The sequence below is a fragment of the Aeromonas sp. sif2433 genome (genome assembly GCF_019218705.1).
Classification (GTDB): domain Bacteria; phylum Pseudomonadota; class Gammaproteobacteria; order Enterobacterales; family Aeromonadaceae; genus Aeromonas; species Aeromonas encheleia.
The window spans coordinates 12382-35729 of record NZ_JAHUXD010000017.1; the positions used below are offsets into that span (position 1 = coordinate 12382).

Annotated in this window: 18 protein-coding genes and 1 pseudogene; 10 read left to right on the top strand and 9 right to left on the bottom strand. The window is 63.9% G+C overall.

Going from position 1 to position 23348, the window contains the following annotated elements; translation table 11 throughout:
* The first annotated feature begins 122 nt into the window (after positions 1-122).
* From KW825_RS19115 to KW825_RS20600, 3 genes and pseudogenes are all read left to right on the top strand, one after another.
* Entirely contained in the window at positions 123-1847 is a 1725-nt protein-coding gene (locus KW825_RS19115; RefSeq protein WP_218330098.1) for a proline--tRNA ligase, read from the top strand.
* 195 nt (positions 1848-2042) lie between these two features.
* Positions 2043-2672: a PolC-type DNA polymerase III gene (locus tag KW825_RS19120; protein ID WP_042653363.1), complete on the top strand. Its 630-nt coding sequence runs from the start codon at positions 2043-2045 to the stop codon at positions 2670-2672.
* 287 nt (positions 2673-2959) lie between these two features.
* Positions 2960-3079: pseudogene (locus KW825_RS20600) on the top strand (His/Gly/Thr/Pro-type tRNA ligase C-terminal domain-containing protein); the annotation flags it as partial.
* Between the two features lie 80 nt (positions 3080-3159).
* Here KW825_RS20600 and KW825_RS19125 read toward each other — a convergent pair.
* The 3 genes from KW825_RS19125 to KW825_RS19135 form a co-directional block, all read right to left on the bottom strand.
* A complete protein-coding gene (locus KW825_RS19125) occupies positions 3160-3840 on the bottom strand; it encodes an SDR family oxidoreductase (protein WP_050718289.1) in 681 nt (226 codons plus the stop codon).
* Positions 3841-3894: 54 nt separating this feature from the next.
* Positions 3895-4524 (bottom strand): TIGR04219 family outer membrane beta-barrel protein, encoded by a 630-nt coding sequence (locus tag KW825_RS19130; protein WP_042653378.1) that lies wholly within the window; start codon positions 4522-4524, stop codon positions 3895-3897.
* Positions 4525-4616: 92 nt separating this feature from the next.
* Positions 4617-5057, bottom strand: coding sequence for a copper chaperone PCu(A)C (locus KW825_RS19135; protein ID WP_218330099.1), 441 nt, complete (start codon positions 5055-5057; stop codon positions 4617-4619).
* A gap of 89 nt (positions 5058-5146) precedes the next feature.
* On the opposite strand from KW825_RS19135, the gene KW825_RS19140 reads away from it, so the two are divergent.
* Positions 5147-5902: an enoyl-CoA hydratase-related protein gene (locus tag KW825_RS19140; protein WP_218330100.1), complete on the top strand. Its 756-nt coding sequence runs from the start codon at positions 5147-5149 to the stop codon at positions 5900-5902.
* Here KW825_RS19140 and KW825_RS19145 read toward each other — a convergent pair.
* The gene (locus tag KW825_RS19145; RefSeq protein ID WP_218330101.1) at positions 5895-6323 is read right to left on the bottom strand and encodes a DUF2753 family protein; all 429 of its coding nucleotides are present in this window, start codon (positions 6321-6323) and stop codon (positions 5895-5897) included. The two genes, KW825_RS19140 and KW825_RS19145, sit on opposite strands and share 8 nt — an antisense overlap.
* Before the next feature lie 293 nt (positions 6324-6616).
* Between KW825_RS19145 and KW825_RS19150 the strand changes: the two genes are divergently transcribed.
* Positions 6617-7282, top strand: a complete 666-nt coding sequence (locus KW825_RS19150) for a CatB-related O-acetyltransferase (protein ID WP_218330102.1) — start codon at positions 6617-6619, stop codon at positions 7280-7282.
* Between the two features lie 47 nt (positions 7283-7329).
* On the opposite strand, the gene KW825_RS19155 is transcribed toward KW825_RS19150, so the two are convergent.
* Positions 7330-8037, bottom strand: a complete 708-nt coding sequence (locus KW825_RS19155) for a ParB-like protein (protein WP_042653357.1) — start codon at positions 8035-8037, stop codon at positions 7330-7332.
* Positions 8038-8214: 177 nt separating this feature from the next.
* On the opposite strand from KW825_RS19155, the gene KW825_RS19160 reads away from it, so the two are divergent.
* The 4 genes from KW825_RS19160 (at position 8215) to KW825_RS19175 (ending at position 12652) form a co-directional block, all read left to right on the top strand.
* Entirely contained in the window at positions 8215-9819 is a 1605-nt protein-coding gene (locus KW825_RS19160; protein WP_218330103.1) for an ABC transporter substrate-binding protein, read from the top strand.
* Positions 9820-9929: 110 nt separating this feature from the next.
* A complete protein-coding gene (locus KW825_RS19165) occupies positions 9930-10229 on the top strand; it encodes a hypothetical protein (protein WP_042653355.1) in 300 nt (99 codons plus the stop codon).
* Positions 10230-10544: 315 nt separating this feature from the next.
* Complete coding sequence (locus tag KW825_RS19170) at positions 10545-11861, top strand: sphingomyelin phosphodiesterase (protein ID WP_218330104.1); 1317 nt, start codon at positions 10545-10547, stop codon at positions 11859-11861.
* Positions 11858-12652 carry a hypothetical protein gene (locus KW825_RS19175; RefSeq protein ID WP_218330105.1) on the top strand — a complete coding sequence of 265 codons (795 nt, stop codon included), beginning with the start codon at positions 11858-11860 and terminating at the stop codon, positions 12650-12652. The genes KW825_RS19170 and KW825_RS19175 overlap by 4 nt, the downstream gene beginning before the upstream one ends.
* 79 nt (positions 12653-12731) lie before the next feature.
* Here KW825_RS19175 and KW825_RS19180 read toward each other — a convergent pair whose 3' ends face one another.
* The 3 genes from KW825_RS19180 to tpx form a co-directional block, all read right to left on the bottom strand.
* A complete protein-coding gene (locus KW825_RS19180; RefSeq protein ID WP_218330106.1) occupies positions 12732-14225 on the bottom strand; it encodes an alkaline phosphatase D family protein in 1494 nt (497 codons plus the stop codon).
* Between the two features lie 102 nt (positions 14226-14327).
* Positions 14328-15548, bottom strand: a complete 1221-nt coding sequence (locus KW825_RS19185; RefSeq protein ID WP_218330107.1) for a DEAD/DEAH box helicase — start codon at positions 15546-15548, stop codon at positions 14328-14330.
* A gap of 209 nt (positions 15549-15757) precedes the next feature.
* On the bottom strand, positions 15758-16258 hold the full coding sequence (gene tpx / locus KW825_RS19190) for a thiol peroxidase (RefSeq protein ID WP_218292403.1): 501 nt from the start codon (positions 16256-16258) through the stop codon (positions 15758-15760).
* Between the two features lie 280 nt (positions 16259-16538).
* On the opposite strand from tpx, the gene KW825_RS19195 reads away from it, so the two are divergent.
* The gene (locus tag KW825_RS19195) at positions 16539-18989 is read left to right on the top strand and encodes a zinc/cadmium/mercury/lead-transporting ATPase (RefSeq protein WP_218330108.1); all 2451 of its coding nucleotides are present in this window, start codon (positions 16539-16541) and stop codon (positions 18987-18989) included.
* Between the two features lie 219 nt (positions 18990-19208).
* Here the strand turns inward: KW825_RS19195 and pulA are convergent, their stop codons facing one another.
* Complete coding sequence (pulA, locus tag KW825_RS19200) at positions 19209-23243, bottom strand: pullulanase-type alpha-1,6-glucosidase (protein WP_218330109.1); 4035 nt, start codon at positions 23241-23243, stop codon at positions 19209-19211.
* Positions 23244-23348 lie beyond the last annotated feature (105 nt).

The following is a 23348-nucleotide window of genomic DNA, read 5'->3' on the forward strand; positions in this document are numbered from 1 at the left end:
ACCCGGCCGCATTTAGTCACTTATTGAAGATAGAAAATCGCGTTAGGATATGGACCCATGTTAAAATCCGGCCCTTGAAATTTTCCAGGGTCCAGCGCCCGAACTAGCTAAGGTCTACCGCGATGCGTACCAGCCAATATCTGCTTTCCACTCTCAAGGAAACCCCCTCCGACGCGGAAGTCGTCAGCCATCAGCTGATGCTGCGCGCCGGCATGATCCGCAAACTGGCCTCCGGCATGTATGCCTGGCTGCCGTCCGGCCTGCGGGTACTGAAGAAGATCGAGAACATTGTTCGCGAAGAGATGAACAATGCTGGTGCCATCGAAGTCTCCATGCCGGTGGTGCAACCGGCCGAGCTGTGGCAGGAGTCCGGCCGCTGGGACGATTACGGCCCCGAGCTGTGCCGTCTGACCGACCGCCACAACCGTCCCTTCGTGCTGGGCCCGACCCACGAAGAGGTGATCACCTCGCTGATCCGCTACGAGGTGAACAGCTACAAGCAGCTGCCGCTGAACCTCTACCAGATCCAGACCAAGTTCCGCGACGAGGTGCGTCCCCGCTTCGGCGTGATGCGCGGTCGCGAGTTCCTGATGAAGGATGCCTACTCCTTCCACATCGACAAGGCCTCGCTGATCGAGACCTACGAGCGGATGCATGCCGCCTACTGCGCCGCCTTCACCCGCATGGGCCTGAACTTCCGTCCGGTGCAGGCCGATACCGGCTCCATCGGGGGCACCGGCTCCCACGAGTTCCAGGTGCTGGCCGAGAGCGGTGAAGACTTGATTGCCTTCTCCGACAGCTCCGATTACGCCGCCAACATCGAGATGGCCGAGGCGCTGGCACCTGCCGGCGTGCGCGCCGCCGCGACCCAGGCCCTGACCAAGGTCGCCACCCCGGCCGTCCACACCATAGATGAAGTGGCCGCGTTCCTGAGTGTGGCGCCGACCGCCATCGCCAAGACCCTGTTGGTGCTGGCCGAGGCGGACGAGCACGGCCAGCAGGCGGTCATCGCCCTGGTGCTGCGTGGCGACCACGAGCTGAACGAGATCAAGGCCGAGAAGCTGCTAGGTGTCGCCAACCCGCTGACCTTCGCGAGCGAGGAGCAGATCAAGGCCGCCGCCGGCTGTGATGCGGGCTCCATCGGCCCGGTCGGCTTCAATGGTCGCATCATCGCCGATCGCAGCGCCGCCCATCTTGCCGATTTTGTCTGCGGCGCCAACGAGACCGGCTTCCACCTGACCGGTGCCAACTGGGATCGCGACATCGCCACTTATGAAGTGGCCGATCTGCGCAACGTGGTGGAAGGCGACCCCAGCCCCTGCGGCCAGGGCAAGCTGCTGCTCAAGCGCGGCATCGAAGTGGGCCACATCTTCCAGCTGGGTACCAAGTACTCCGAGGCCATGAAGGCCAGCGTGCTGAACGAGGGCGGCAAGTCCGTCACCATGGAGATGGGTTGCTACGGCATCGGGGTCTCCCGCCTGGTGGCCGCCGCCATCGAGCAGAACAACGACCAGTACGGCATCATCTGGCCGGAGGCCATAGCCCCGTTCGAAGTGGCCATAGTGCCGATGAACATGCACAAGTCCGAGCGCGTCGCCGAGCAGGCGCAGCAGTTCTACGCCGAGCTGAAGGCCGCCGGCGTGGACGTGCTGTTCGATGACCGCAAGGAGCGTCCGGGCGTGATGTTCGCCGACATGGAGCTGATCGGTATCCCGCACGCCATCGTCATCGGCGATCGCGGCCTGGACAACGGCGTGGTGGAGTACAAGTGCCGCCGCTCCGGCGAGAAGCAGGAAGTGGCGATCGCCGACATCGTCGCCCTGCTCAAGGGCAAGCTGGGTCGCTAATAGCGCCTGCTAACTCTGCTTTTCGTTTTCGATAAAAAAGCCCCGAGTGTGAATTGCACTCGGGGCTTTTTATATGTTGCCTGTCTCTGCTGCTCATCACAAACACAAGGCTCCAGTTGTATCGCGATATTGCGCTGTACATGAAGTAGCAGATTTCCTAGACTGACGTTCTTTATCCAGATTGCCCGAGAGATTATGTCCAGCGCCTTAGCCAATACCGTCGTCGTGCTCGATTTCGAGACTACCGGGCTCTCACCAGGACAAGGTGATAGAGCGATCGAAATTGGCGCCGTCCGGATTGAAAACGGCCATATCAGTGAACGTTTTTCGGCGTTGATGAATCCTGGCTTTAACGTCAGCAGCTTTATTGAGCAATATACCGGGATCAGCAATGCCATGCTGAAACAGGCGCCACCTTGCGGGGAGGTGATGGCGGACTTCGTCGAGTTTATCGGTGATGATAATCTGGTCGCCCATAATGCCTCCTTCGACAAGCGCTTTCTGGATGCTGAAATAGAGCGACTTTCGACGCACTATCCTGGGCAGTTCGCCTGCTCCTTGCTGCTGTCGAGACGGTTATTCCCCGAGGCGCCGAACCATAAGTTGGCTACCTTGGTACAGTACCAGAGCTTACCCAATGACGGGGTATTTCACCGCGCACTGGCGGATGCCGAGGTGACGGCGCACCTGTGGCTCGCCCTGTTAAAGGAATTAGAGTGCCGGCATGGCATTATCAACCCTGATTTTGAATTGCTGCTAACCCTTGGCAAAAAATCAAAGCATGCAGTTCAGTCCTTCCTGCAGGGATATGCGGCTAAAAAATGATAACTTCAGGTACGATTAGCTAATCTCCACCAGAAGTTAAATATGATTCTGCATGGGACTGGATATACGTTTATTATATTCTAAACATTAAATACTGGAGTAGTAAGTAGCGATAACGCATTATAAAAATCGGTGCTTTTGTCATTTCACTCTAAACATTTATTTTTACATGTTGATAATGCCAACCTTAATTAACACATTGGATTGTCGGCCTTAAAATATATCCATCATTCCCACATCCAATTGCACAGCATATTACCCATGCCCCGCTGGCGATGCCCCAGAACATCGGCGATCGCGGCCTGGACAACGGCGTGGTGGAGTACAAGTGCCGCCGCTCCGGCGAGAAGCAGGAAGTGGCGGTCGACGACATCGTCGCCCTGCTCAAGGGCAAGCCGGGTCGTTAATACCGCCGCCATGCGGCAATAAAAAAGCGCGCCAATGGCGCGCTTTTTGTTGTCTGCCTGCCGGGAAGGCGAGGCGGGGCTTACTCGTTGCGACCGATGAAGAGATCGGTCACATGGCAGCTGCTTCTGGCTTCCAACGCATCCAACATATAGGCGGCGGCGTCTTCCGGCGTCATGAAGTTGCTCGAGTCCACATGGGAGGATCCATCCCAGAATTCGCTGCGGATCCCGCTCGGATAGAGGTTCACCAGTCGCAGCGGAGAGCCCTTGAGTTCGGCCCGCAAGGACTCCAGGAAGCCTCGCATGCCCCATTTGGAGGCGCAATAGAGGCTCTCGTTGGCCTTGCCGGTCTGCGCCGCGGAGGAGAGCACGTTGGCGAGCACGCCGCCCTTGCTGCCGATGAGGCGCACCGTCTGCTGGGCCACCAGTATGGTGGAGATGAGATTGCTCTCCACCACCCGGCGCACCTGCTCGGCGGTGTAGACGCCGACCGGGCCGAATTCGCCCACGCCGGCACAATGAATCACCAGATCCGGCAAACCACCCCAGGCCACAGCAGCGGAAAACGCCATTTCCACCTCTTCGTGGTGGGCCAGATCGGCGGCGATGCCGACCACCGCGCGGCCAAGCAGCCGCTCCTGCTCCTGCAGCTTCTGATAACGGCGCCCCATCATGGAGACCCGATGACCGCGCTCAACCAGTCCGATTGTCAGCGCGCGTCCGAGGCCGGAGCCTGCGCCAGTCACTATGATGTGGCCCATTATATTGTCCTCGTCACATGCCGATGATGAAGTCCATCATCATGTTCCGTCCGATCAGAAGGTGAATTCACCACCGATGAACCAGCCGTCGATGTTCTGATCGACCTTGTCGAAGTCCATCTCGGCTTCACGCCAGCCCGCACGGATCTTGAGCGGCAGGGAGGTAAACTTGTAGGAACCACCCAGACGGTAGTCGTAGTTGTCGCCATCCTGCATGCGCAGATCGCCGAAGGCGGCAAAGCCGGTCCCCGGGATGCGCACTTCACCACCGGTGTAGGCCATCAGCACGTCTTTGTCATAGGAGTAGTGCTGGGTGTTGAAGTCACCATCGTAACGACGACCGGTCAGACCCAGATCGAGCTGGAACATGTCGTTGTTCATCAGGCGGTAGTAGAGGCTCAGATCATAGGCCAGCAGATCGTTGTTGAATGCGCCGCCGCTGGTGCTGAAGTCGGTCATCTCGAGCTTGGCATTGGGCAGCAAGATGATGCCGTGCTCCAGTTGCAGGTAGCCGCTCCAGTTGTAGTTGTCGTCATAGCTGCCATCGGCATCGACACCGCTGACCTGGCCGCTCCCCTGGGAGTTCCACATGTCGGCGCCAACCGCGAAACGCCAGTCATCGGCGGCCATGGCTGCATGGCTGAACAGGGCCAGCATGCTGCCGGCAATCAAAGTCTTTTTCATCATATCGCTCCCTAATGGACTGGAAAGGCCATCATTTTACCCAGTGTTTCGGGAATACCTAGAGTAAAAAGCTGAACACGCGTCCATTAATGTCAGTGCTGCATGCCTTTCGTCGGCTCAACCGGCTTCACCGGCAGGCTCAGAGTGAGGCTCTGGCCATCGTCCAGAGTCAGGGTCAGGGGGACAGGGACGGCCTGCGAGAGGTCGCGCACCTCGAACAGCATGATGTGGAAACTGCCGGGTTTGAGGGCGACCTCGCCCTTGGCCGGGATCTGGATGCCATCGACCTGGCGCATCTTCATCACCCCGTTTTCGTGCAGATGGGTGTGCAGCTCGGCCCGTGCGGCCTCGGGGGAGGAGACGGCGGTCAGGGTCACCGGCTGGTCACCATCATTCTTGAGCACCATGAAGGCGGCGGTGTTCGGGGAGCCGGGGGGCAGCAGGCGGACATAGCCATCGACGGCCTCGACCTTGGCCAGGGCGGGGGCCGCCAGACACAGGGTCAGGATGGAGTAGAACGCACGTTTAAACATGGTTGAAATCCTTTTATGATGTTGTCAAACGAAGCGAAGCTTACCCTCAAGAGAGGGCTTTGACAGCCCCCGACAACAAGGATTCAGACATGGCCCTCACAATTCTGGCCGAGCAGCAGGATGGCTTGCTCATCCTGACCCTCAACCGGCCGGACAAGCGCAATGCCCTCAACACCGAGATGTATCTGGCCCTCACCCAGGCGCTGCAGCAGGCGGCGCTGGACGAGCGGGTCCATGTGCTGTTGTTGCAGGGGCAGCAGGATTGCTTCACCGCCGGCAACGATCTCGCCGACTTCGTCGGCAAGTCGGCTCTGGCAGCGGACGATCCCATACTGCAATTCCTGCACACCCTGGCGGATTTCCCCAAGCCTGTCATCGCCGCCGTCGCCGGCCCGGCGGTCGGCATAGGCACCACCCTGCTGCTGCACTGCGATCTGGTCTATCTGGCACAGAATGCCCGCTTGCAGTTGCCGTTCGTCGAGCTGGGGCTGGTGCCGGAGTTTGCCTCCAGCCTGCTGCTGCCCCGGGCCATCGGCCACCTGAAGGCGGCCGAGCTGTTGCTGCTGGCGGAGGCTATCGATGCCGCGGAGGCGCTGCACCTCGGCCTCGCCAACCGGGTGCTGGCGGTGGATGAACTGCTCCCCTTTGCCAGAGCACAAGGGCTGAAGCTGGCGGCCAAGCCGCCGAAGGCGCTACAGAAGAGCAAGGCCCTGCTCAGGCAGGAGCTCAAACAGGCGGTGCATTTCGTCATCGATCTGGAGGCCCGCGCCTTCTCCCTCTCCCTGCAGGGGGAAGAGGCTCAGGAACGCATCGCCCACAAGCTCAGGCGCACAGCCGCTAGTTGAGGCGGAAGCGGCCGATCAGCTCGCAGCCCTGCACCTTGTCCTGCAGCTGGATCAGCCTCGCGATCTCGGGATTGGGGTGGCGCTTGAGGAAGGAGAGCAGGGCGGCGCGACAGCAGCCCAGCTCGCTGATCAGGCTCTCGCACTCGCGGTTGGGACATTGCGGCACCAGGGCGGTGACCAGCTCGGAGGCGAGCTTGAGGTAGCGCAGCTCGTAGGCGGGCTCTTCCATGGCGCGCCAGAAATCGGCCAGCCGGTGACAGGTGGCGACCCGCATGCTGGCCAGTTCGTCCAGATCGCCGGACGCCAGCTCATACACCTCGCCAAGGGCCTGCTGATAGAGGCAGATGGCCGCCCCCAGTGCCCCCTTGCCGAGGGCATTCTCCGCCTCCAGCATGTAACGCTGCCAGTTGTGATTCGTCATCTTCCTCTCCTCTACCGACATGAGTGGAGCCTGTATCATGGCCAATTGAGAATAAATATCAACCAGACCCTTTGTGCAGGTTTTGACCACTTCTGCCCCATCGACTTGGCATCGCCCTCCCCATCCCTTACCATCTGGCCTCTTCTGTCGGGAGCCCCTTCCTCATGCAAAAACCCCGTTCATCCCAGGCGCTGGGCTGCTCCACCCTGTGCGTGCCCCGCCTGCAGGTCTGGATCTATTAGCTGCGCCGACTCGCGCATCCAATCCCGATCCATTCAACGAGGAACACAGCAATGACCATCTGCCAACACTGGTCGCAGGTCGAATACCTGCATCTGACGGTGACCAATCCCAACATCTGCCTCAAGGGGCGACACAGCTACTACTCGGGAGCCTGGGACGGTCCCTTCGAAGAGGAAGTCGTGCGCTACCTGCACGGTGACCGCTGGAGCCGCTCGGCCGACACCGGCTGGGAGCCGATCTGGCACATAGACCGGCTCCATCTCGGCGACTATGTGCAGATAGCGGCCGGGGTGAAGATCATCATGGGTGGCAACCACACCCACAACCCGGCCTTCATCAGCACCTATCCCTTCGCCACCCCGGAGGCCCTGCAACGCAGCTATAGGCGTGCCGGCGATACCCGCATCGGCAATGACGTCTGGATCGGCATGGAAGCCATGATCATGCCGGGCGTCACCATAGGGGATGGCGCCATCATCGCCGCCCGCAGCCTGGTCACCCGGGATGTGCCGCCCTATTGCGTGGTGGCCGGCTCCCCCGCCAGAGTGATCCGCCAACGCTTCCCGCAGGACGAGATAACCCGGTTGCTGGCGCTGGCCTGGTGGGATTGGCCGGATGAGCAGGTGCAGGCCCTGCTGCCGCTGATCCAGCAAGGAGAGGTGGCGCTGCTGGAACAAGCTGCCGCCCGCTGGCAAGGTGTCAGCCAGGGAGAATAAATGCGGGGCGCCAGGCGCCCCGCATCAGTCCCATTCTTGCCCCTGCTTTAGCTGCCACTGCGCGGCGGGTTGAGACGGCACTGCTTGCCGGGATAGCCCGGCAAGCCCTTGGCCTTGTCATTGCACGCCAGCCGCTTGGCCTGGGCGAGGCGATCCGCCAGGTTGGCGGCATTGACCGGCAGCCAGTCCATCTGCTGGCCTAGCCAGCTGGCCCAGGCAAACTCGACGAAGTAGACCTGATCCTTCTTGCTGAAATAGCCCGCATCCTGCAGCAGGCCCGCCAGGGTACGGTAGGGGTAATCCGGCAGCTCGCCGATGTGCCTCGGCAACTGCTGCGGGGTCAGCGGCTGGCCCTGCTCATCCTTCAGCCAGGCCCAGTGGTGATTCTGCATCTGGCTCCAGAAGCTGGCCTTGTCCTGCAGCCGGGCGATCACCTTGACCCGCGCCCGCTTCACCCCTTGCTGCCACAGCGCCTTGCTCAGGTGGTGCCTGTCCACCAGCCAGTAGCCGCCATCGGGGGCGATGACGACGGGGATCTCCTTCTTCTTCATCAACTTGTCGAGCTGCTCTGCACTCTTGTCGGCCAGCTCGGCCTGGGTGCTGTCAACCTGGATCTGGCCCACACCGCCCTGGGTCGGGTGCAGCTGATCCAGACTGACCTCGCACCAGCTGCCCACCTGGCTGGTGCGCTCGCAGGGCGCCAGCGCCCAGGCACCCTGGCTCAGTAGGCAAGCCAGCAACATCCATGCTCTCATCGTTCACTCCTCTTCCCGCGCGCGGCGCGGGGACAAATAAGGCGCCATGAGGCCCCGGATATCAGGGGACTCAGGCTGGCGGTCTGACCAGCAAAGGGGATATCATAATTTCCCATCTGGCGGCGATCATTTCTCGCCGAGTTTTCTCCCCGCTTCACACAATTTGAAGGATCAACCATGAAAGGATGGAGTCCCCTGCTGGCCCTGCTTGGCGCCGCCTGTGTCCAGGCCGCCGATGTTCCCCCCGGTACCCAACTCGCCGCTGAGCAGGTGGTCGTGCGTCATCTCAAGGACGAGCCGACCAGCCTGAGCCCGCTCAAACTGGTCGGGCTGCCCGAGCTGCAGGTGCTGCGGGATCTCTACGAGGGGCTGCTGACTCAGAGGGCGGATGGCAAGGTGCTGCCCGGGGTCGCCGAGCGCTGGGAGAGCGAGGATAATCAGCTGTTTACGTTCCATCTGCGGCCGGATGCGCGCTGGTCCAACGGGGATCCGGTGCGGGCCGCCGACTTCGTCTACGGCTGGCGCAAGCTGGTGGATCCCAAAGAGGCCGCCACCTTCGCCTGGTTCGCCCAGCTGGCCCACTTCACCAACGTGGACGAGATAGTGGCGGGCAAGTTGGCTCCCGAGGAGCTCGGGGTGGAGGCGCTCGACGACCACACCCTGAGGGTCAGGCTCTCCCAGCCGGTGCCCTACTTCCTGAGCCTGCTGACCCACCCCAGCCTGTCGCCGCTGCATCGGGCCAGCATGGAGCAATATGGCACCCAGTGGACCCAGCCGGGCAAGCTGGTCGGCAACGGTGCCTTCGTGCTGAGTCACCGGGTGGTGAACGAGAAGCTGGAGCTGACCCCGAACCCCTACTACTGGGATCGCGCCCACACAGTGCTGACCAGGGTTACCTTCGTGCCCATCAACCAGGAGAGCGCCGCCACCAAGCGCTACCTGGCGGGCGATCTGCAGATCACCGAATCCTTCCCCAAGGAGCTGTACCAGAAGCTGATGAAGCAGATCCCGGGGGAGGTCTATACCCCGGAGCAGCTCGGCACCTACTACTACGCCTTCAACACCCAGCAGGCACCGCTGAACGATGTGCGGGTGCGCAAGGCGCTCTCCTACAGCATCGATCGGGGGCTGATCGCCAACAAGGTGCTGGGCACCGGCGAGAAGCCGGCCTATCACTTCACCCCGGACGTGACCGCGGGCTTTGAGCCCGCCGCCAACCTGCTCTCCAGCAGCAGCCAGCGCGAGCTGGACGAGAAGGCCAGGGCCTTGCTGAAAGAGGCGGGCTACGGCCCGACCAAGCCACTCAAGCTGACCCTGCTCTACAACACGGCGGAGATCCACAAGAAGATGGCACTGGCCATCGCCAGCCTGTGGAAGCAGAAGCTGGGGGCCCAGGTCGAGCTCACCAATCAGGAGTGGAAGACCTATCTCGACAGCCGCCAGAGCGGCCAGTTCGAGGTGATCCGCTCCTCCTGGGTGGCCGATTACAACGATCCCTCCGCCTTCCTCGGCCTGTGGGGCTCCCACCACAGCGGCAACATGGCCCGCTTCGCCAACCCCCGCTACGACGAGCTGCTGGCCCTGGCGGCCAGGAGTCAGGATGAGCGCGAGCGGGCCCGGCTGTTCGATGAGGCCGAGGCCATATTGCTGGATGAGGCGCCGATCGCCCCCATCTACCAGTACACCAATGCCCGGCTGATCAAGCCCTGGCTCAAGGGCTACCCCATCAACAACCCGGAAGACGTGGCCTACAGCCGCCAGCTCTACCTCATCAAGCACTGATACGGAACGGGGCCAGCCCGACTGGCCCCATTTCGGCATTGTCCCGATCCCCGCTCTCGGCATAAAATGCCGCCCTTCTGACTCCAGCCGGCCACCCGTCCCCATCCGCTATGCGTGTTCTCCTCCTGCTTGCCCTGTGCGGCGCCCTGCCCGTCCAGGCGGCCAATGAAGCCGAATGTCGACAGGCCTTCACCGAATGGATGCTGGACCAACAACAGCAGTTCAGCGATCGCAAGGCCAGCAAGATGGAGCGGCGCAAGGCCGAGCGTGCCATCGATCAGGTGCGCGAGGAGTTCGCCAAGCGGGAGAGCTTCTGCCAGGCCATGGCCTGGGTCGCCCGCGATCAGGACAGGGATCCCCGCTTCAACCCGAGGGCCGGCGAGATCCACGACTTCAGCCAGGTGCGCTGAGTTCCCGGCCCGCGACCAGTTCCCTCCATCGCGACAGCGGCGGCTAACCCTCTCCCACCGGCGCCCCCTTTTAACCATCGAGCCAATGCCTGAGTCGGCACCCAACGGTGCGTCCATGCTCCTCCTGTACCGTTCACTGCCCTAACAGCCGGACTCGACCACACCGCCCCTCTCCGCACCGTTCACTCCCCCCACAGATCCCACTCTACCCATATGGGGCCTTTCATTTACTTGTAACAAAAATGTAAATGAAATGACCTCTATGCCCGCCATAACAGTCAGTTTCCACCGTGCCTCAACCAAAAGGACTTCATGATGCATAAGACCCTGAGTTACTCCGCCCTGCTGCTGGCCTGCCAGCTGCCGTTGCAGGCGCTGGCCGATACCGACGTCTACCTCACCAACAACGGCCCCGAGCCCTTGCAGCTGGAGATCCGCCAGAGCGGCAGCGGCCAGTTGCAACCGGGCAGCCAGTGGACTCAGCACAGGACAGAGCTGGGCCCCTGGGAGAGCGCCATGGTGCTCAGCTTCAATCGCTACGAGGGGGTGAAGGCGGGCAAAAACTATCTGTTCGAGACCCGTGTCACCACCGCCGGCGGCGACACCTATCGCCTCAACCAGCTGATGGAGGGTACCTGGTGGAACACCACCTTGCAGCACGGCGGTGAGACGCCGACCGCCAGCTCCGGCTGGCAGAGCGATCGCATCCTGCATCGCACCCAAGGCCCGCAGGAGCTGGCCTTCGCCGCCAAGTACACCGGCCGTTACGACGATCTGCACTATATGCTGACGCCCGCCCGGCAAGAGGAACAGCCGGAGCCGGCGGAAGACAAGCTCAAGGTGGCCAGCTACAACGTTTGGGCCCTGCCGGTGATCGCCGCCAGCATAGGCGAGCGGCTGACCCTGCTGCCCGGCTATCTCAAGGGCTATGACGCCCTGCTGCTGCAAGAGGTGTTCGATGGCCGGCGCGAGGGCTTCCTGCAGGCGCTGGCGAAGGAGTATCCCTACCAGACCAAGGTGCTCGACAAGCCGGGGATCAACATCCACGACGGCGGCGTGGTGATCGTCAGCCGCTACCCCATAGTGCGCGAGGCCCAGCTGGTCTATCCCCAGTGCACCGGCACCGACTGCTTCGCCGACAAGGGGGTGATGTACGCCGAGGTGATCAAGGGCGGCAAGGCCTGGCACCTGTTCGCCACCCACACCGCCAGCTTCGACACCGACGAGGCGAGGCGGCTGCGCCAGATCCAGTTCGGCCAGATCCGCAGCCTGGCCGCCAGCCTCCAGATCCCGGCCACGGACACCGTCATCTACGGCGGTGACTTCAACGTCAACAAGCGCAAGTTTGCCGACGACTACGCCAACATGCTGGCCAATCTGAACGCCCATGCCCCCGCCTATGGCGGTTACACCGAGGCCACCTTCGATCCCAGGCTCAACCCCTACGCCGGCGGGCCCCTCTCCGGCGGTGCCAACGTCGAGTACCTGGACTATCTGCTGGTGAGCCGGGAATACGGCGCCGCCAGCCACAACCTCAACAGCGTCTGGATCCCGCGCAGCAGCGATGGCAGCCTCTGGCCCGCCAGCAACCTCTCCGATCACTTCCCGGTCAAGGGAGAGATAGCCCGATGAAACGCCGCCACGGGATCCTCGCCCTGGCGGTCCTCTCGCTGTTGCTGCTCACGCTCGGCCGGCAGGATGAGTCCGGCTCGGCGGCGGCAGCCTCCCAAGCAGGGACGCCGCCGGCGAGTGCCAGCCCGCCGCAGCCCGTTCAGCCGGGGGTCGCCGCACATGACGCCACCGCCACCGCGGCCACTGGCGCCACCAAGGCCCCCCAGAGCTGGCGCGCCATGCCGGAGGGGATGAGCCAGCAGCTCGCTGGCGACATCGCCGACAGCGACCAGCCACTGGCCGAGCGGTTGGCCAATCTGGCCGGCGTGGAGTCGCAGTGGCTGAGCGAGGGGGAGAGCCTGACCCTGTTGCAGGGGCGCTACGCCGAGGTGCTGGCGCAGCTGGCCAGCGATGGCGAACAGCTGAGCCTGGCCGAGCGACTGGCCGCCCTGACCCGGCTGCAGGACGAGTGGGCGGCGCAATACCCGGATCTGGCGGCGGATCTGTTCAACCCGGATGCCCGCCTGCAGCAGGCGCGTCAGCTGTGGGGGGACGAGGAGCTGGAAACCCTGGCGCGCCACTTCCTGCCCGCCGGGCGGGCCGAGGCCAGCCTGGCCTTCGCCGGGGCGCGCCAGCAGCAGCTGGATCAACGCAGCCGCTATCAGCTGCAGCTGGCCGAGCTGGAACAGCAGCTCGCGGCCAGTCAGGGGGCCATGGACGACGAGCGCTGGCAGCAGCACAGGGAGCAGGTGCTTGGCCAGTTCAGGCGCGACTTCTTCGTCCAGGAGCAGGGCCGCCCCCGAACGGATTGACGCCAGGCTGACATCACGGTCCGGCACGCAGCAGACACGAAAAAGGGCCCGCTATGGGCCCTTTTCTTGCTCAATCGCCTCAGGCCAGCGGGTAGCTGGCCGCCAGCCCGTTCTCGCAATGCCAGTTGGCCCACAGCTTGTCATCGCTGCCCATCTGCAGGGTGGCGAAGTTGCGGGTACGCAGGTAGAGGGTGGCGCCAAACGGCTTGATCAGCTCGGTGCGGATCAGCCGGCTCTCGTCGAGGTACTCGGGCTCGTCGTTGGTCATGGCGAGGATCCCCATCCACTGGAACTGGGTCGGGCAGGGATGCACTATGCCGGAGGAGACCAGCTGGTGCACATTCATCACTCCCTTGCCCACCCGCCTGTCCTGGATCACCCCGAGACAACCCACGTGCACATCCCCCGACAGGATCAGGGTTCTGGACGCCCCCTTGTCGGCCTTGCGCCGCTGCTGGGCGTTGTCCAGCAGTCGCATGATGAGGCGGGCCCGCTCCCCCTCGTGCGCCTTGGCGCGCCAGTGATCCTTGAGATCGTCGGTCAGCTCCTCCTCCCAGGGGGTGGCATCCAGCGCCGCCTCGGTGAAGGAGAAGTCCCGATAGACCACCGGCACCCCCGCCATCACCAGCAGGTGCCCCTCGCTGCAAGCGGCCAGCGCCCCGTTGACCTGATCCCACTGCCCCCGGCTCATCACCTGGCTCTGGCTGCGGGTCGCCCTGTTGTCCAGCGCCAGGATCTGATAGCCCCTAAAGGTCAGCCGCCAGGAGTGGTGACTCAGGTTCGCCGGATCCAGCAAGGATCCATTGGCGCCGGAGCGCAGCTGGAACAGCCGGAAATACTTGGCGGCGGCGGCATAGATGGCCTGATAGACCTCGCAGCCCTGCAAGTCGGCGGGGTAGCTGCCCCAGCCATCGAAGATGTCGTGATCGTCCCACATCATGGCATTGGGCACCCGGGCCAGCATGCGCGCCACCTCGGGGCGGCCCCACTGCTTGCAGTAGAGCTCGCAATAGAAGCGGTCGAGCTGCTCCTCCATGGTGCGGGTCGCCTTGCGTTTGACCTTCTCGGTTCTGTCCAGCTCGTTCCAGGCCTTCAGGGTCGGCACCGTGGTCCAGAGGGAATCGGCATAGACCTGATCCCCGCCCATCAGCAGCAGGGAGAAGGGATGCGCCTGGTGTTCGGCGGCAAGCTTGTCCCACATGGCGTAGGGCTGGGGGGTGGAGGTGAGCAGCTTGAAGTCGGAGAAACCGTTGCAGGAGGCATAGCCAATCAGCACCTGATCTTTCAGGCCCGGCAGATGAAACTGCCACTGCTCAGCCCCGGCCAGATCCTGGGCGGGCACCCCATCCAGCAGGATCTCGTAGCCGATGGTGCTGGTCTTGGCCTTGGCGGGCGCCGACCAGAGCGCTCGCCAGAAGCCGCCTTTGGGGGTATCCGCCTGCTTGCTGGCGGCCAGCAGCTTGCCATTGACTCTGACGTCAGCCGCCTTGCAGTCCGCTCCCGCCAGAAAACAGATGCTGTATTGTGTGTCCGATTCGAGCCCCAGCAGGGGGCCCATTACCAAAGTCGTCATCGCTTATCCCTCCATGATTTCACCCATGCAGCATAGCGAAACAGGCGTCCTTTGATACTGACCAGCTGGGAGGCGCGCTATCTCAGGCGGTAGCGAGCGGCATCACGCCTTGCCCTTGAACTGCTTGACGCTGCGCTTGTTGGCGGTGCGGCGATTCGCCTGCTTGTCTCTGGGGGCGCGCTTGCCCTCCCCGCTCGCGGGCTGGTCGGTCACCGGGAAGCCGGTCAGTTCGGCCAGCGCCAGCTCACGGCCGGTCAGGGTGCGGATGGCGGCGAGGGTCTCGGTCTCGCCGTGGCAGACCAGGGACATGGCGAGCCCCTTGCGCCCGGCGCGGGCGGTGCGGCCGATGCGATGCACATAGACGGGGGCGCTGGCGGGCAGGTCCAGGTTGATCACCACGGGCAGCGCCTCCACATGGATGCCGCGCGCCATCAGATCCGTGGCCACCAGCACCCGCACCTTGCCCGCCTTGAAGTCGGCAAGCGCCTGCTCCCGCACAGCCTGATCCTTGTCGCCATGCAGGGCCGCCACCGCTATACCCGCCTTGGCGAGCTTCCTGGCCACGCCGTCGGCATCGTCCCGCGCGCTGATAAACACCAGTACCTGAGGCCAATCCTGCTCCTTGAGCAAGCCGATCAGCGCCGGCACCTTGCCGCTCTTGTTGACCAGATAGAGCCGCTCCTCGATCTCGCTCACCAGGCCGTTGAGCGGATCCGCCTCGATGCGCACCGGGTTCGTCAGCAGACCGGTGGCCAGGCTCTCCAGCTCGGTTGGCAGGGTGGCGGAGAACAGCAGGTTTTGCCGCTGCGCAGGCATGGCGTTCATCAGCCACTGGATATCGGGCCAGAAGCCCATCTCCAGCAGGCGATCCGCCTCATCCAGCACCAGCGCGCGCAGGTTGCTCAACCCCAGCAAGCGCTGGGCCAGCAAGTCGCGCAGCCGCCCCGGGGTCGCCACCAGCAGTTGCGGCCCCAGCGCCAGCTCGGCCTGTTGCTGCTCCTGCGCCACCCCGCCACACAGGGTCAGGACACGCAGCCCCAGCGCCTCGGCACCGCCCTGCAGCGCGGCGCTCACCTGGGTGGCCAGCTCGCGGGTCGGCACCAGCACCAGTCCCTGCACCCGATCGGAGGCCGGATCCAGCCGTTGCAGCAACGGCAGGCCGAACGCCAGGGTCTTGCCGCTGCCGGTCTGGGCCAGCGCCAGCAGATCCTGCCCCGCCAATGCAACTGGTATTGCAAGCTGCTGGATGCGGGTCGGGGTATGCAAGTCGGCCGGCAGGGCGGCCAGCAGGGCGGGAGCTAGGGCGAGTTCGTTAAAGGTCATGGGCTAGGCAGGCATCGGCTGAATAAGAAGTGGGAGGCGAAGTCTAGCCAGACTGCCCTGATAAGTAAAAGGATGGTGCCGACTCCGGCGCCGCCAGGGGTCGTGGGGGCTGGATAAAGAAATGGGGGCGAACTCCCCGCGCCAGAAATAAAAACGGCCTGCGCCTGTGATGAAACAGGGCAGGCCGTCGGGCAATCAGGCTAACGAGATTACAGCACGGCCAGGGCGGCGGCGTAGTTCGGCTCGTCGGCGACTTCGGCTACCAGCTCGCTGTGCAGCACCTTGTTGTGCTCGTCCAGCACGACGATGGCACGGGCGGCCAGGCCAACCAGCGGACCGGAGGAGAAGGCCACGCCGTAATCCTGCAGGAAGGAGACGCCACGCATGGTGGACAGGCTCACGACCTTGTCCAGGCCTTCGGCGCCGCAGAAGCGGGACTGGGCGAACGGCAGATCGGCGGAGATGCACAGCACAACGGCGTTGTTCAGGGCACTGGCCTGCTCGTTGAACTTGCGCACCGAGGTGGCGCAGGTCGGCGTATCGACGCTCGGGAAGATGTTCAGGATCTTGCGCTGACCGGCGTAGTTCGCCAGGGTCACATCGGACAAGTCTTTGGCAACCAGGGAGAAGGCCTTGGCCTGCTCACCGGCGACGGGGAGGTGACCGGAAACGGAGACGGGGTTGCCTTGCAGGGTGACGGTATTGCTCATGTTGTGTCCTCTAATTATCTAAGGGGGATCCAGGCTCCCAGTATAGGCCCAGCCGGACGGGACAAACACCCGCCAATAAGAGGGATATGTCCCGTTCGGCTCAAGTCGACTTACCCTCACCACAATAAGAGCGGGATATATCCTCATCCCCTGACTGGCAAACCGCCTCCCGAACAAGAGGGGAGATTGGGGCTTGACCTTGGACTAAGCACCAAGGTTTACACTCCCCTCAGTTTTCAGCGCTCCCGCACCGACGGGATCCACTCAAGAGGGATTCACCATGAGCAAATCCTGCTGCAATCATCAGCACGCCGCAGCCCCCATCAAGGCCGTCAACAAGGCCGTAAATAGGGCAGACACCGGCCAGGCCCAGCATCGGCACGACAGCCACTGCTGCGACCAGGTCGCGCCGGTCAGCGCCTGCGCCAGCCCGGCCCCCCATGATCATCAGGATAAGGGGGCGAACGAATCGCCCGGGGATGACGAGCCCCCCCGAGGAGGCTGTCACGGCCAGGGCTGCTGCAGCCCGTCTCCCTCCCACGACCATGAGCATGAGCATCATGCCCATGCCGAAGCGGCCGAGGCGGCCGAGGCGAGCGAGCCCTTGAGCGCGCCGGAACAGCACAGTCGCCGCCACAGCTGGCAGGTGCTGGGGATGGATTGCCCCAGCTGCGCCCGCAAGATAGAGACCGCCGTCAGCCGGGTCCCTGGCGTGCAGCAGGCGCGGGTGCTGTTTGCCACCGAGAAGCTGGTGGTGGATCTCGCCCCCGAGCTCTCCCCCGATCCCGTCACCGCCGCCGTGCTGGCCGCAGGCTTCCGGCTCAAGGGCGAGACCCGGGGCAAGGCGGCCGAAACCCACCGCAGCCCGGTGATGAGCCTGCTCGGCAAATATTGGCAGCCGCTGTCCCTGGCGGCCCTGATGCTGGTGGCCGCCCTGCTGCCGGCCCAGATCGGTCAGCCGTTGTTTATCCTGGCGACCCTGTGGGGACTCTGGCCCGTCGCCCGCAAGGCCTGGGCCCTGACCAGGAGCGGCTCCCCCTTCGCCATCGAGACCCTGATGACGGTGGCGGCGCTCGGCGCCCTCTTCCTCGGCGAGACCGCCGAGGCGGCCATGGTGCTGCTGCTGTTCATGCTGGGGGAGCACCTGGAGGCCTATGCCGCCGGCCGTGCCCGCGCCGGCGTCACCGCCCTGATGGCGCTGGTGCCCGACAAGGCGCTGCGCATTCGCACTGTTCTACAAGGTCAGGCACAGAGTGAAGTACGGGAGGAGGTCGCGGCCGACGAGCTGCGCCCCGGCGACATCATAGAGATAGCCCCCGGCGCCCGCCTGCCGGCGGATGCCCGCCTGCTGGACGCCCTCGGGGCCTTTGATGAGAGCGCCCTGACCGGTGAATCCATCCCGGTGGAGCGCCGTCAGGGCGACAAGGTGCCCGCCGGCAGCCTGGCGGCGGATCGGGTGCTGCGCCTGGAGGTGGTCTCCGAGCCCGGCAACAACGCCATCGACCGCATACTGCACCTGATCGAGGAGGCCGAGACCCAGCGCGCGCCCATAGAGCGCTTCATCGACCGCTTCAGCCGCTGGTACACCCCGGCCATGATGCTGGTCGCCCTGCTGGTGGTGATAGTGCCGCCGCTCGCCTTCGGCCAGAGCTGGGACGAGTGGATCTACCGCGGGCTGGCGCTGCTGCTCATCGGCTGCCCCTGCGCCCTGGTGATCTCCACTCCGGCGGCGGTGACCTCCGCCCTGGCGGCGGCGACCCGGCAAGGGGCCCTGATCAAGGGGGGCGCGGCGCTGGAGCGGCTGGCCCATGTGGACACGGTCGCCTTCGACAAGACCGGCACCCTGACCCTGGGCAAGCCGCAGCTGACCGAGCTGATAAGCCTGGATGGCCGACCAGAGGCCGAGCTGCTGGCACTGGCCGCCGCCATCGAGCAGGGCTCCCACCATCCGCTGGCCAAGGCCGTGGTGGCCGCCGCCAGCGAGCAGGGGCTGACCCTGGCCGCGGCAAGCGAACTGCGTGCCCTGCCGGGCATGGGGGTGGAGGGACTCATCGACGGCGCCCTCTGGCAGCTGCTGGCCCCGAGCCGGATCCCTAGCCTCGACGAGGCCATCAACCAGCAAGTCAGCCGCCTGGAGGCACAGGGCAAGACGGTGGTGGTGCTCTGTCAGGCGGGCTCGGCGCCGGTCGCCCTGCTGGCGCTGCGCGACCAGATCCGGCCAGACGCCGCCGCGGCGCTGCAGGAGCTGAGGGCGCTGGGGCTGCAGAGCATCATGCTGACCGGGGACAACCCCCGCGCCGCCGAGGCCATCGCCACCGAGCTCGGCATGGGCTGGCGCGCCAGCCTGCTGCCGGAGGGCAAGGTGGAGGAGATCGCCAAGCTGGCCGAGCACCGCAAGGTGGCCATGATAGGGGATGGCATCAACGACGCCCCCGCCATGAAGCGGGCCAGCATCGGCATCGCCATGGGCGGCGGCACCGACGTGGCGCTGGAGACCGCCGATGCGGCCCTGACCCACAACCAGCTCGGCGGCCTCGCCGCCATGATCCGGCTGTCGCGCTCGGCGCTCGCCAACATCCACCAGAACATAGCGCTGGCGCTGGGGCTCAAGGCCATCTTCCTGGTCACCAGCCTGCTCGGCATCACCGGGCTCTGGATAGCGGTGCTGGCCGATACCGGGGCCACCGCCCTGGTCACCGCCAACGCCCTGCGGCTGCTGCGCAAGCGCTGATCCTCGGCTCCAGCCAAACACCAAAAGCCGTCACCCCGGGGTGACGGCTTTTCTCTTTTCCCCTCTCCCCTGGCACCGGCGAAGCAGAACCTGCAAAGAAAAAGCGCGGCTGCCCTCTGGCAGTCGCGCTTTGTGATTACTCTCTCGGCTTATCCCACCCTTGGCGAGGTGGAATTCAACCCTGGGCTGCCGAGCCAGCCCAGGGCTCGATGGGTCTCCTTACTTGGCGCTGCACTCCTGAATGACCACGGTACCGGCGCTGACCCCTGCCGGGTCAACCTTCACCAGCACGCTCCACAGGCCTTGCGGCAGGGTGATGCTGTTGTTGGAACTCCCCGGCTCGGAGAAGGCGAAGGGGTAACCCGTTTCGGGCTGGACGGCACCGCCACCATTGAGCAGGTACTCCTTGCTCCAGTCTTCGTTGGCAACCTTGAACTCTGTGGTGCCCGCATAGCTGAACGCGGTCTGATAGATGGCGAGTGCGCCGTCCATCCCCTTGTAGCTCAACTGGTACTGAGGCTGGGCGTTCCAGCCGGACAACTCACCCTTGACGAACAGGTTGTAGCCGAGCGGATTGCCCGCTACGGTATCCAGCACCTTGCAGCTCTGCACCGGCTCGGTGAAGCTGACGCTCAGGCTGGGCTTGTCCTTGTTCATGGCGGTAAACACGAACTTGTAGGTGCCGGCCTTGTCTGCATTGAACGGCAGATCCCCACCGTTGGCACAGAGCCCGCTGATCTGGCCCGTCGCCAACTGATCGGTATCGCTGCATTTGCCGTAGTTGATCGGTCCGCCCCAGTCGCTACCGGCGATCTTCACCTGAGTCATCCCCAGCTGATCCGCCGTCACTTCGGTGGTGAACTCGTAGCTGAAGTTGCCACCGAAGTTCATCTTGTTGACCGGATCCCACTGGTTCAGGAAACCGCGCACGAAGACCTCGGTATCACCGAAGGGTGGCACCGTGCTCAGATCCGTCTTCTTGCCCACCGGCAGGCCCGCGCCCTGGGCACCGGCCTGCGGCTTGACGAACACGGCGGCCGACCAGGCCCCCAGCGTCAGCTGGCCGTTGTCGAACGCGGCGCCACTGGCGATGCTGCTACCAGCGTGATGAGCGCTGCTCAACACCATGCCGGCGAGGTCGATGGGCTGATCCTTACCGTCACGGAAGTCGCCGATACTCTGGCTGGCGTTGGTGGCGTTGATCATCACCACCAGGCCGTCGATGGCCGGGTCCAGATCCGCCCCTGCGCTCGCGCCGTCATCCACCGACATCACTATGAGGCCCGGGATCTGATCCGGCCCGGTATTGCGGAAGTCGACCCGCTTGATCACCTCGGCACCGCTGCCAAGACGCAGCAGACGGGAGGATTGACGCAGCTCGGCCAGCTCCTGGTAGAAGCCCAGCATGCGCTCCATGTCAGCCCCGCTCGGCTTAACGTGCTGGCCGAGCACCTGCTCGATCAGCGGATAGTTGTCACCATCCTTGTCCTTGCGCGGCAAGCCCTTGTCGAAGTTGTTGTCGACCTGGGTGTAATCGACCCGGTTGTACCAGTCACCGGAGTCGTAGCTGTCCCGCTCCATGGACTTGGAGCGCAGCAGTTCGCTGCCGGCATGGGTGAAGGGAATGCCCTGCCCCAGCATGGCGGTCGCGAGCGACACCCCCTGCATCCGCACCAGATCGGCCCCTGCCGGCGCCTTGTAGACCAGGTTGTCGAACAGGGTCTGGTTGTCGTGCTTGGAGACATAGTTCTGGATCTCGGTCGGATCCTGGGCATAACCGGCGGGCTGGCCGTTGTAGTCGATGTCAGCCCCCTTCTTCGGCATGCCGTCCTTGTCGGTCAGCACGAACTCCTTGAGGTTGCCGGCCATGCCGAGGCGAACCAGATCGGACTGGTGCAGCGCGGTCGCCAGATCGACGCCGTCCACCTCGTTCGGATCCACGAAGGCGCCGTTGCCGAAGCCCTGGGTCTTGCGAATGAGATCGCCGCCATCGAAGGGGCTGCCGCCACGGACCGCATCCCGCAGCCGGTCGGAGAAGGAGCCGATGCCGGTGCCGCCCAGGTGTTTCTGGGTGGCCTGCACGAAGCGCTTGTCATCCTGCACCTCGCCGAAGTTCCAGCCCTCGCCGTAGAAATACATCTCGGGGTTGACCTTCTTCACCTCGGCCAGCGCCTGCACTATCTGATCCTTGGGATGGTGACCCATCAGATCGAAGCGGAAGGCATCGATCTTGTAGTCCCGCGCCCAGGTCACCAGGGAGTCGTCGACGAGCTTGGCGAACATGGCGTGTTCCGGCGCCGTGTTGGAGCAGCAGGTGGAGTTCTCGACCGAACCGGTCTCCGGGTTCAGCCGCTGGTAGTACCAGGGCACTATCTTGTCGAGCACCGACTTGGCGCCGAGCCCGGCCTCGTTGGTGTGGTTGTAGACCACGTCCATCACCACGTTCATGCCGATGTTCTGCTTGATGGCCTGCACCATCTCGCGGAACTCCTTGATCCGGGTCGTTCCCTCCGCATTGGTGGCGTAGGAGCCTTCCGGGGCGGTGTAGTGATAGGGGTCATAACCCCAGTTGAAGGAGTCCACCCCGCGCAGATAGCCATACAGCTCCTGCACCACGGGGTTATCCTTGCTGTCCACGCTCTGCAGCTCGGTCAGCACCGATTCTATGGTCTGGCCGCCGCCACAGTGGCTGGCGAACTTGGAGTTCTTGACCTCGGCATTCACCTCGCACAGCTTGCTGAAGTCGTCGCCGATGTTGGCGACCTTGGCCGGATCTTCGTTGATGGTGGCGATGTCGAACACCGGCAGCAGGTGCAGGTGGCTGACGCCGCTCTTGGCCAGGGCCTTCAGGTGGGTGACCGGCTTGCTGTCGCCGTCGGTCAGCCCCAGGAACTTGCCTCTATGTTCCGGCAGGGTGCTCTCATCGTTGCCGGTCAGATCCCGGACATGGGCCTCGTAGATGGTGATGTCGGCCGGGTTCTGCTGGCTGTGGGGCGCCTTCAGGCTGTCCCAGCCCGCCGGCTTGAGGGCCGGATCGTCCAGGTCCACCACCTGGCTGAACTCGGAGTTCATGGCGAGGCTCAGGGAATAGGGGTCGGTCACCTGATAGGATTCCAGCTTGCGGCTGAGGGGGTGATAGACCTCGATGGCGTAGCGGTAGTACTTGCCCACCAGATCCGCGCCGCCCTGCAGGCTCCAGCTGCCGCTGGCCTCGTCTTGTGTCATGGCGCGCTCGCCGAGGGACTGATGCTGCTCATCGAACAGCGCCAGCTTGACCGACTTGGCGGTCGGCGCCCACAGCCGGAAGGTGACGTTGCCACCCTCGACCATGGCGCCATAGCTCAGCTTGGTGGCGGCCTCGGCATAGACTGCATCCAGGGCGCCGGCGCTCTGCACCAGGGTGGCCCCCTGCAGTATGCCCTCGGCATCGGTACCGATCGCTACCAGCTCACCCTTGAGCAGGGGCTTGAGATCCTTACCGGCAGGCAGGGCGAAGGCGGCGGCATCCTTGAGGTGCGGATACTTGGCCTGCTGCTCGGCACTGAGACTGGTCGGGGTCAGGCTGAGGTAGGGGAAGTCGAACACCCCTTCCGCATTGGCCTTGATGGTGCCGGACTCTGTGTAGTAGAGCCGCACATGGGGTTTGTCCTTGCCCCCTTGCCAGATCAGGGTGTTGCCGTCGATCAGGTGGGCGCTGGCCCCGGCCACGCCGAAGGCGGCGCTGAAGGCCTCGGCACGGCTGCCAAAGATCTCGCTCTTGCCCGCGACTATGGCCACGGTGCGATCCGGATGCTCGCTGAAGATCACCTTCATGTCGGCACCGGTCAGGTTCGCCATATCGCCGTTGCGGGCGATGAAGTTGATGCAGCCTTCCATCTTGGCGAGCGGCACCACCCAGCTGGGACCGAAGCCGTCCACCGCCGCCGGTGTCTTGCTGGCGTCATCCCAGCTCGCGTTCAGGCCGCTGTCGGCGGTGGCATTGCAGGCATCGTTGTTCCACAGGTGCAGGCTGTGGCCGGCGAAGGGCCCTTCGATGCCGCGCGCCGCGCCGGTCTGGGTGTCGACCAGGGCGATCACCGCCTGATCGGGCCCGGCCACCAGCTGCTCGGCCGGAGGCTGTACATTGGGGAGGCGGGCGACGGGCCCATCCTGGGAGGGTGGAGTGGAGGGCGAGGAGCCGTTGTCATTACAGCCAGACAAAAGCGCGAGCAGTGAGGCTGTTACCAGCGCCACCTTGGTCTTTTTCATATCCATTTTTTTATAATTCCCGCTGTAGTTAGTCTCGATATTCGAGTACCCGGTCGCAGCCGAGCGGTGTCATATTAGTCAGCGGGGATTGTTGTAAATGTGAGCAGGCAG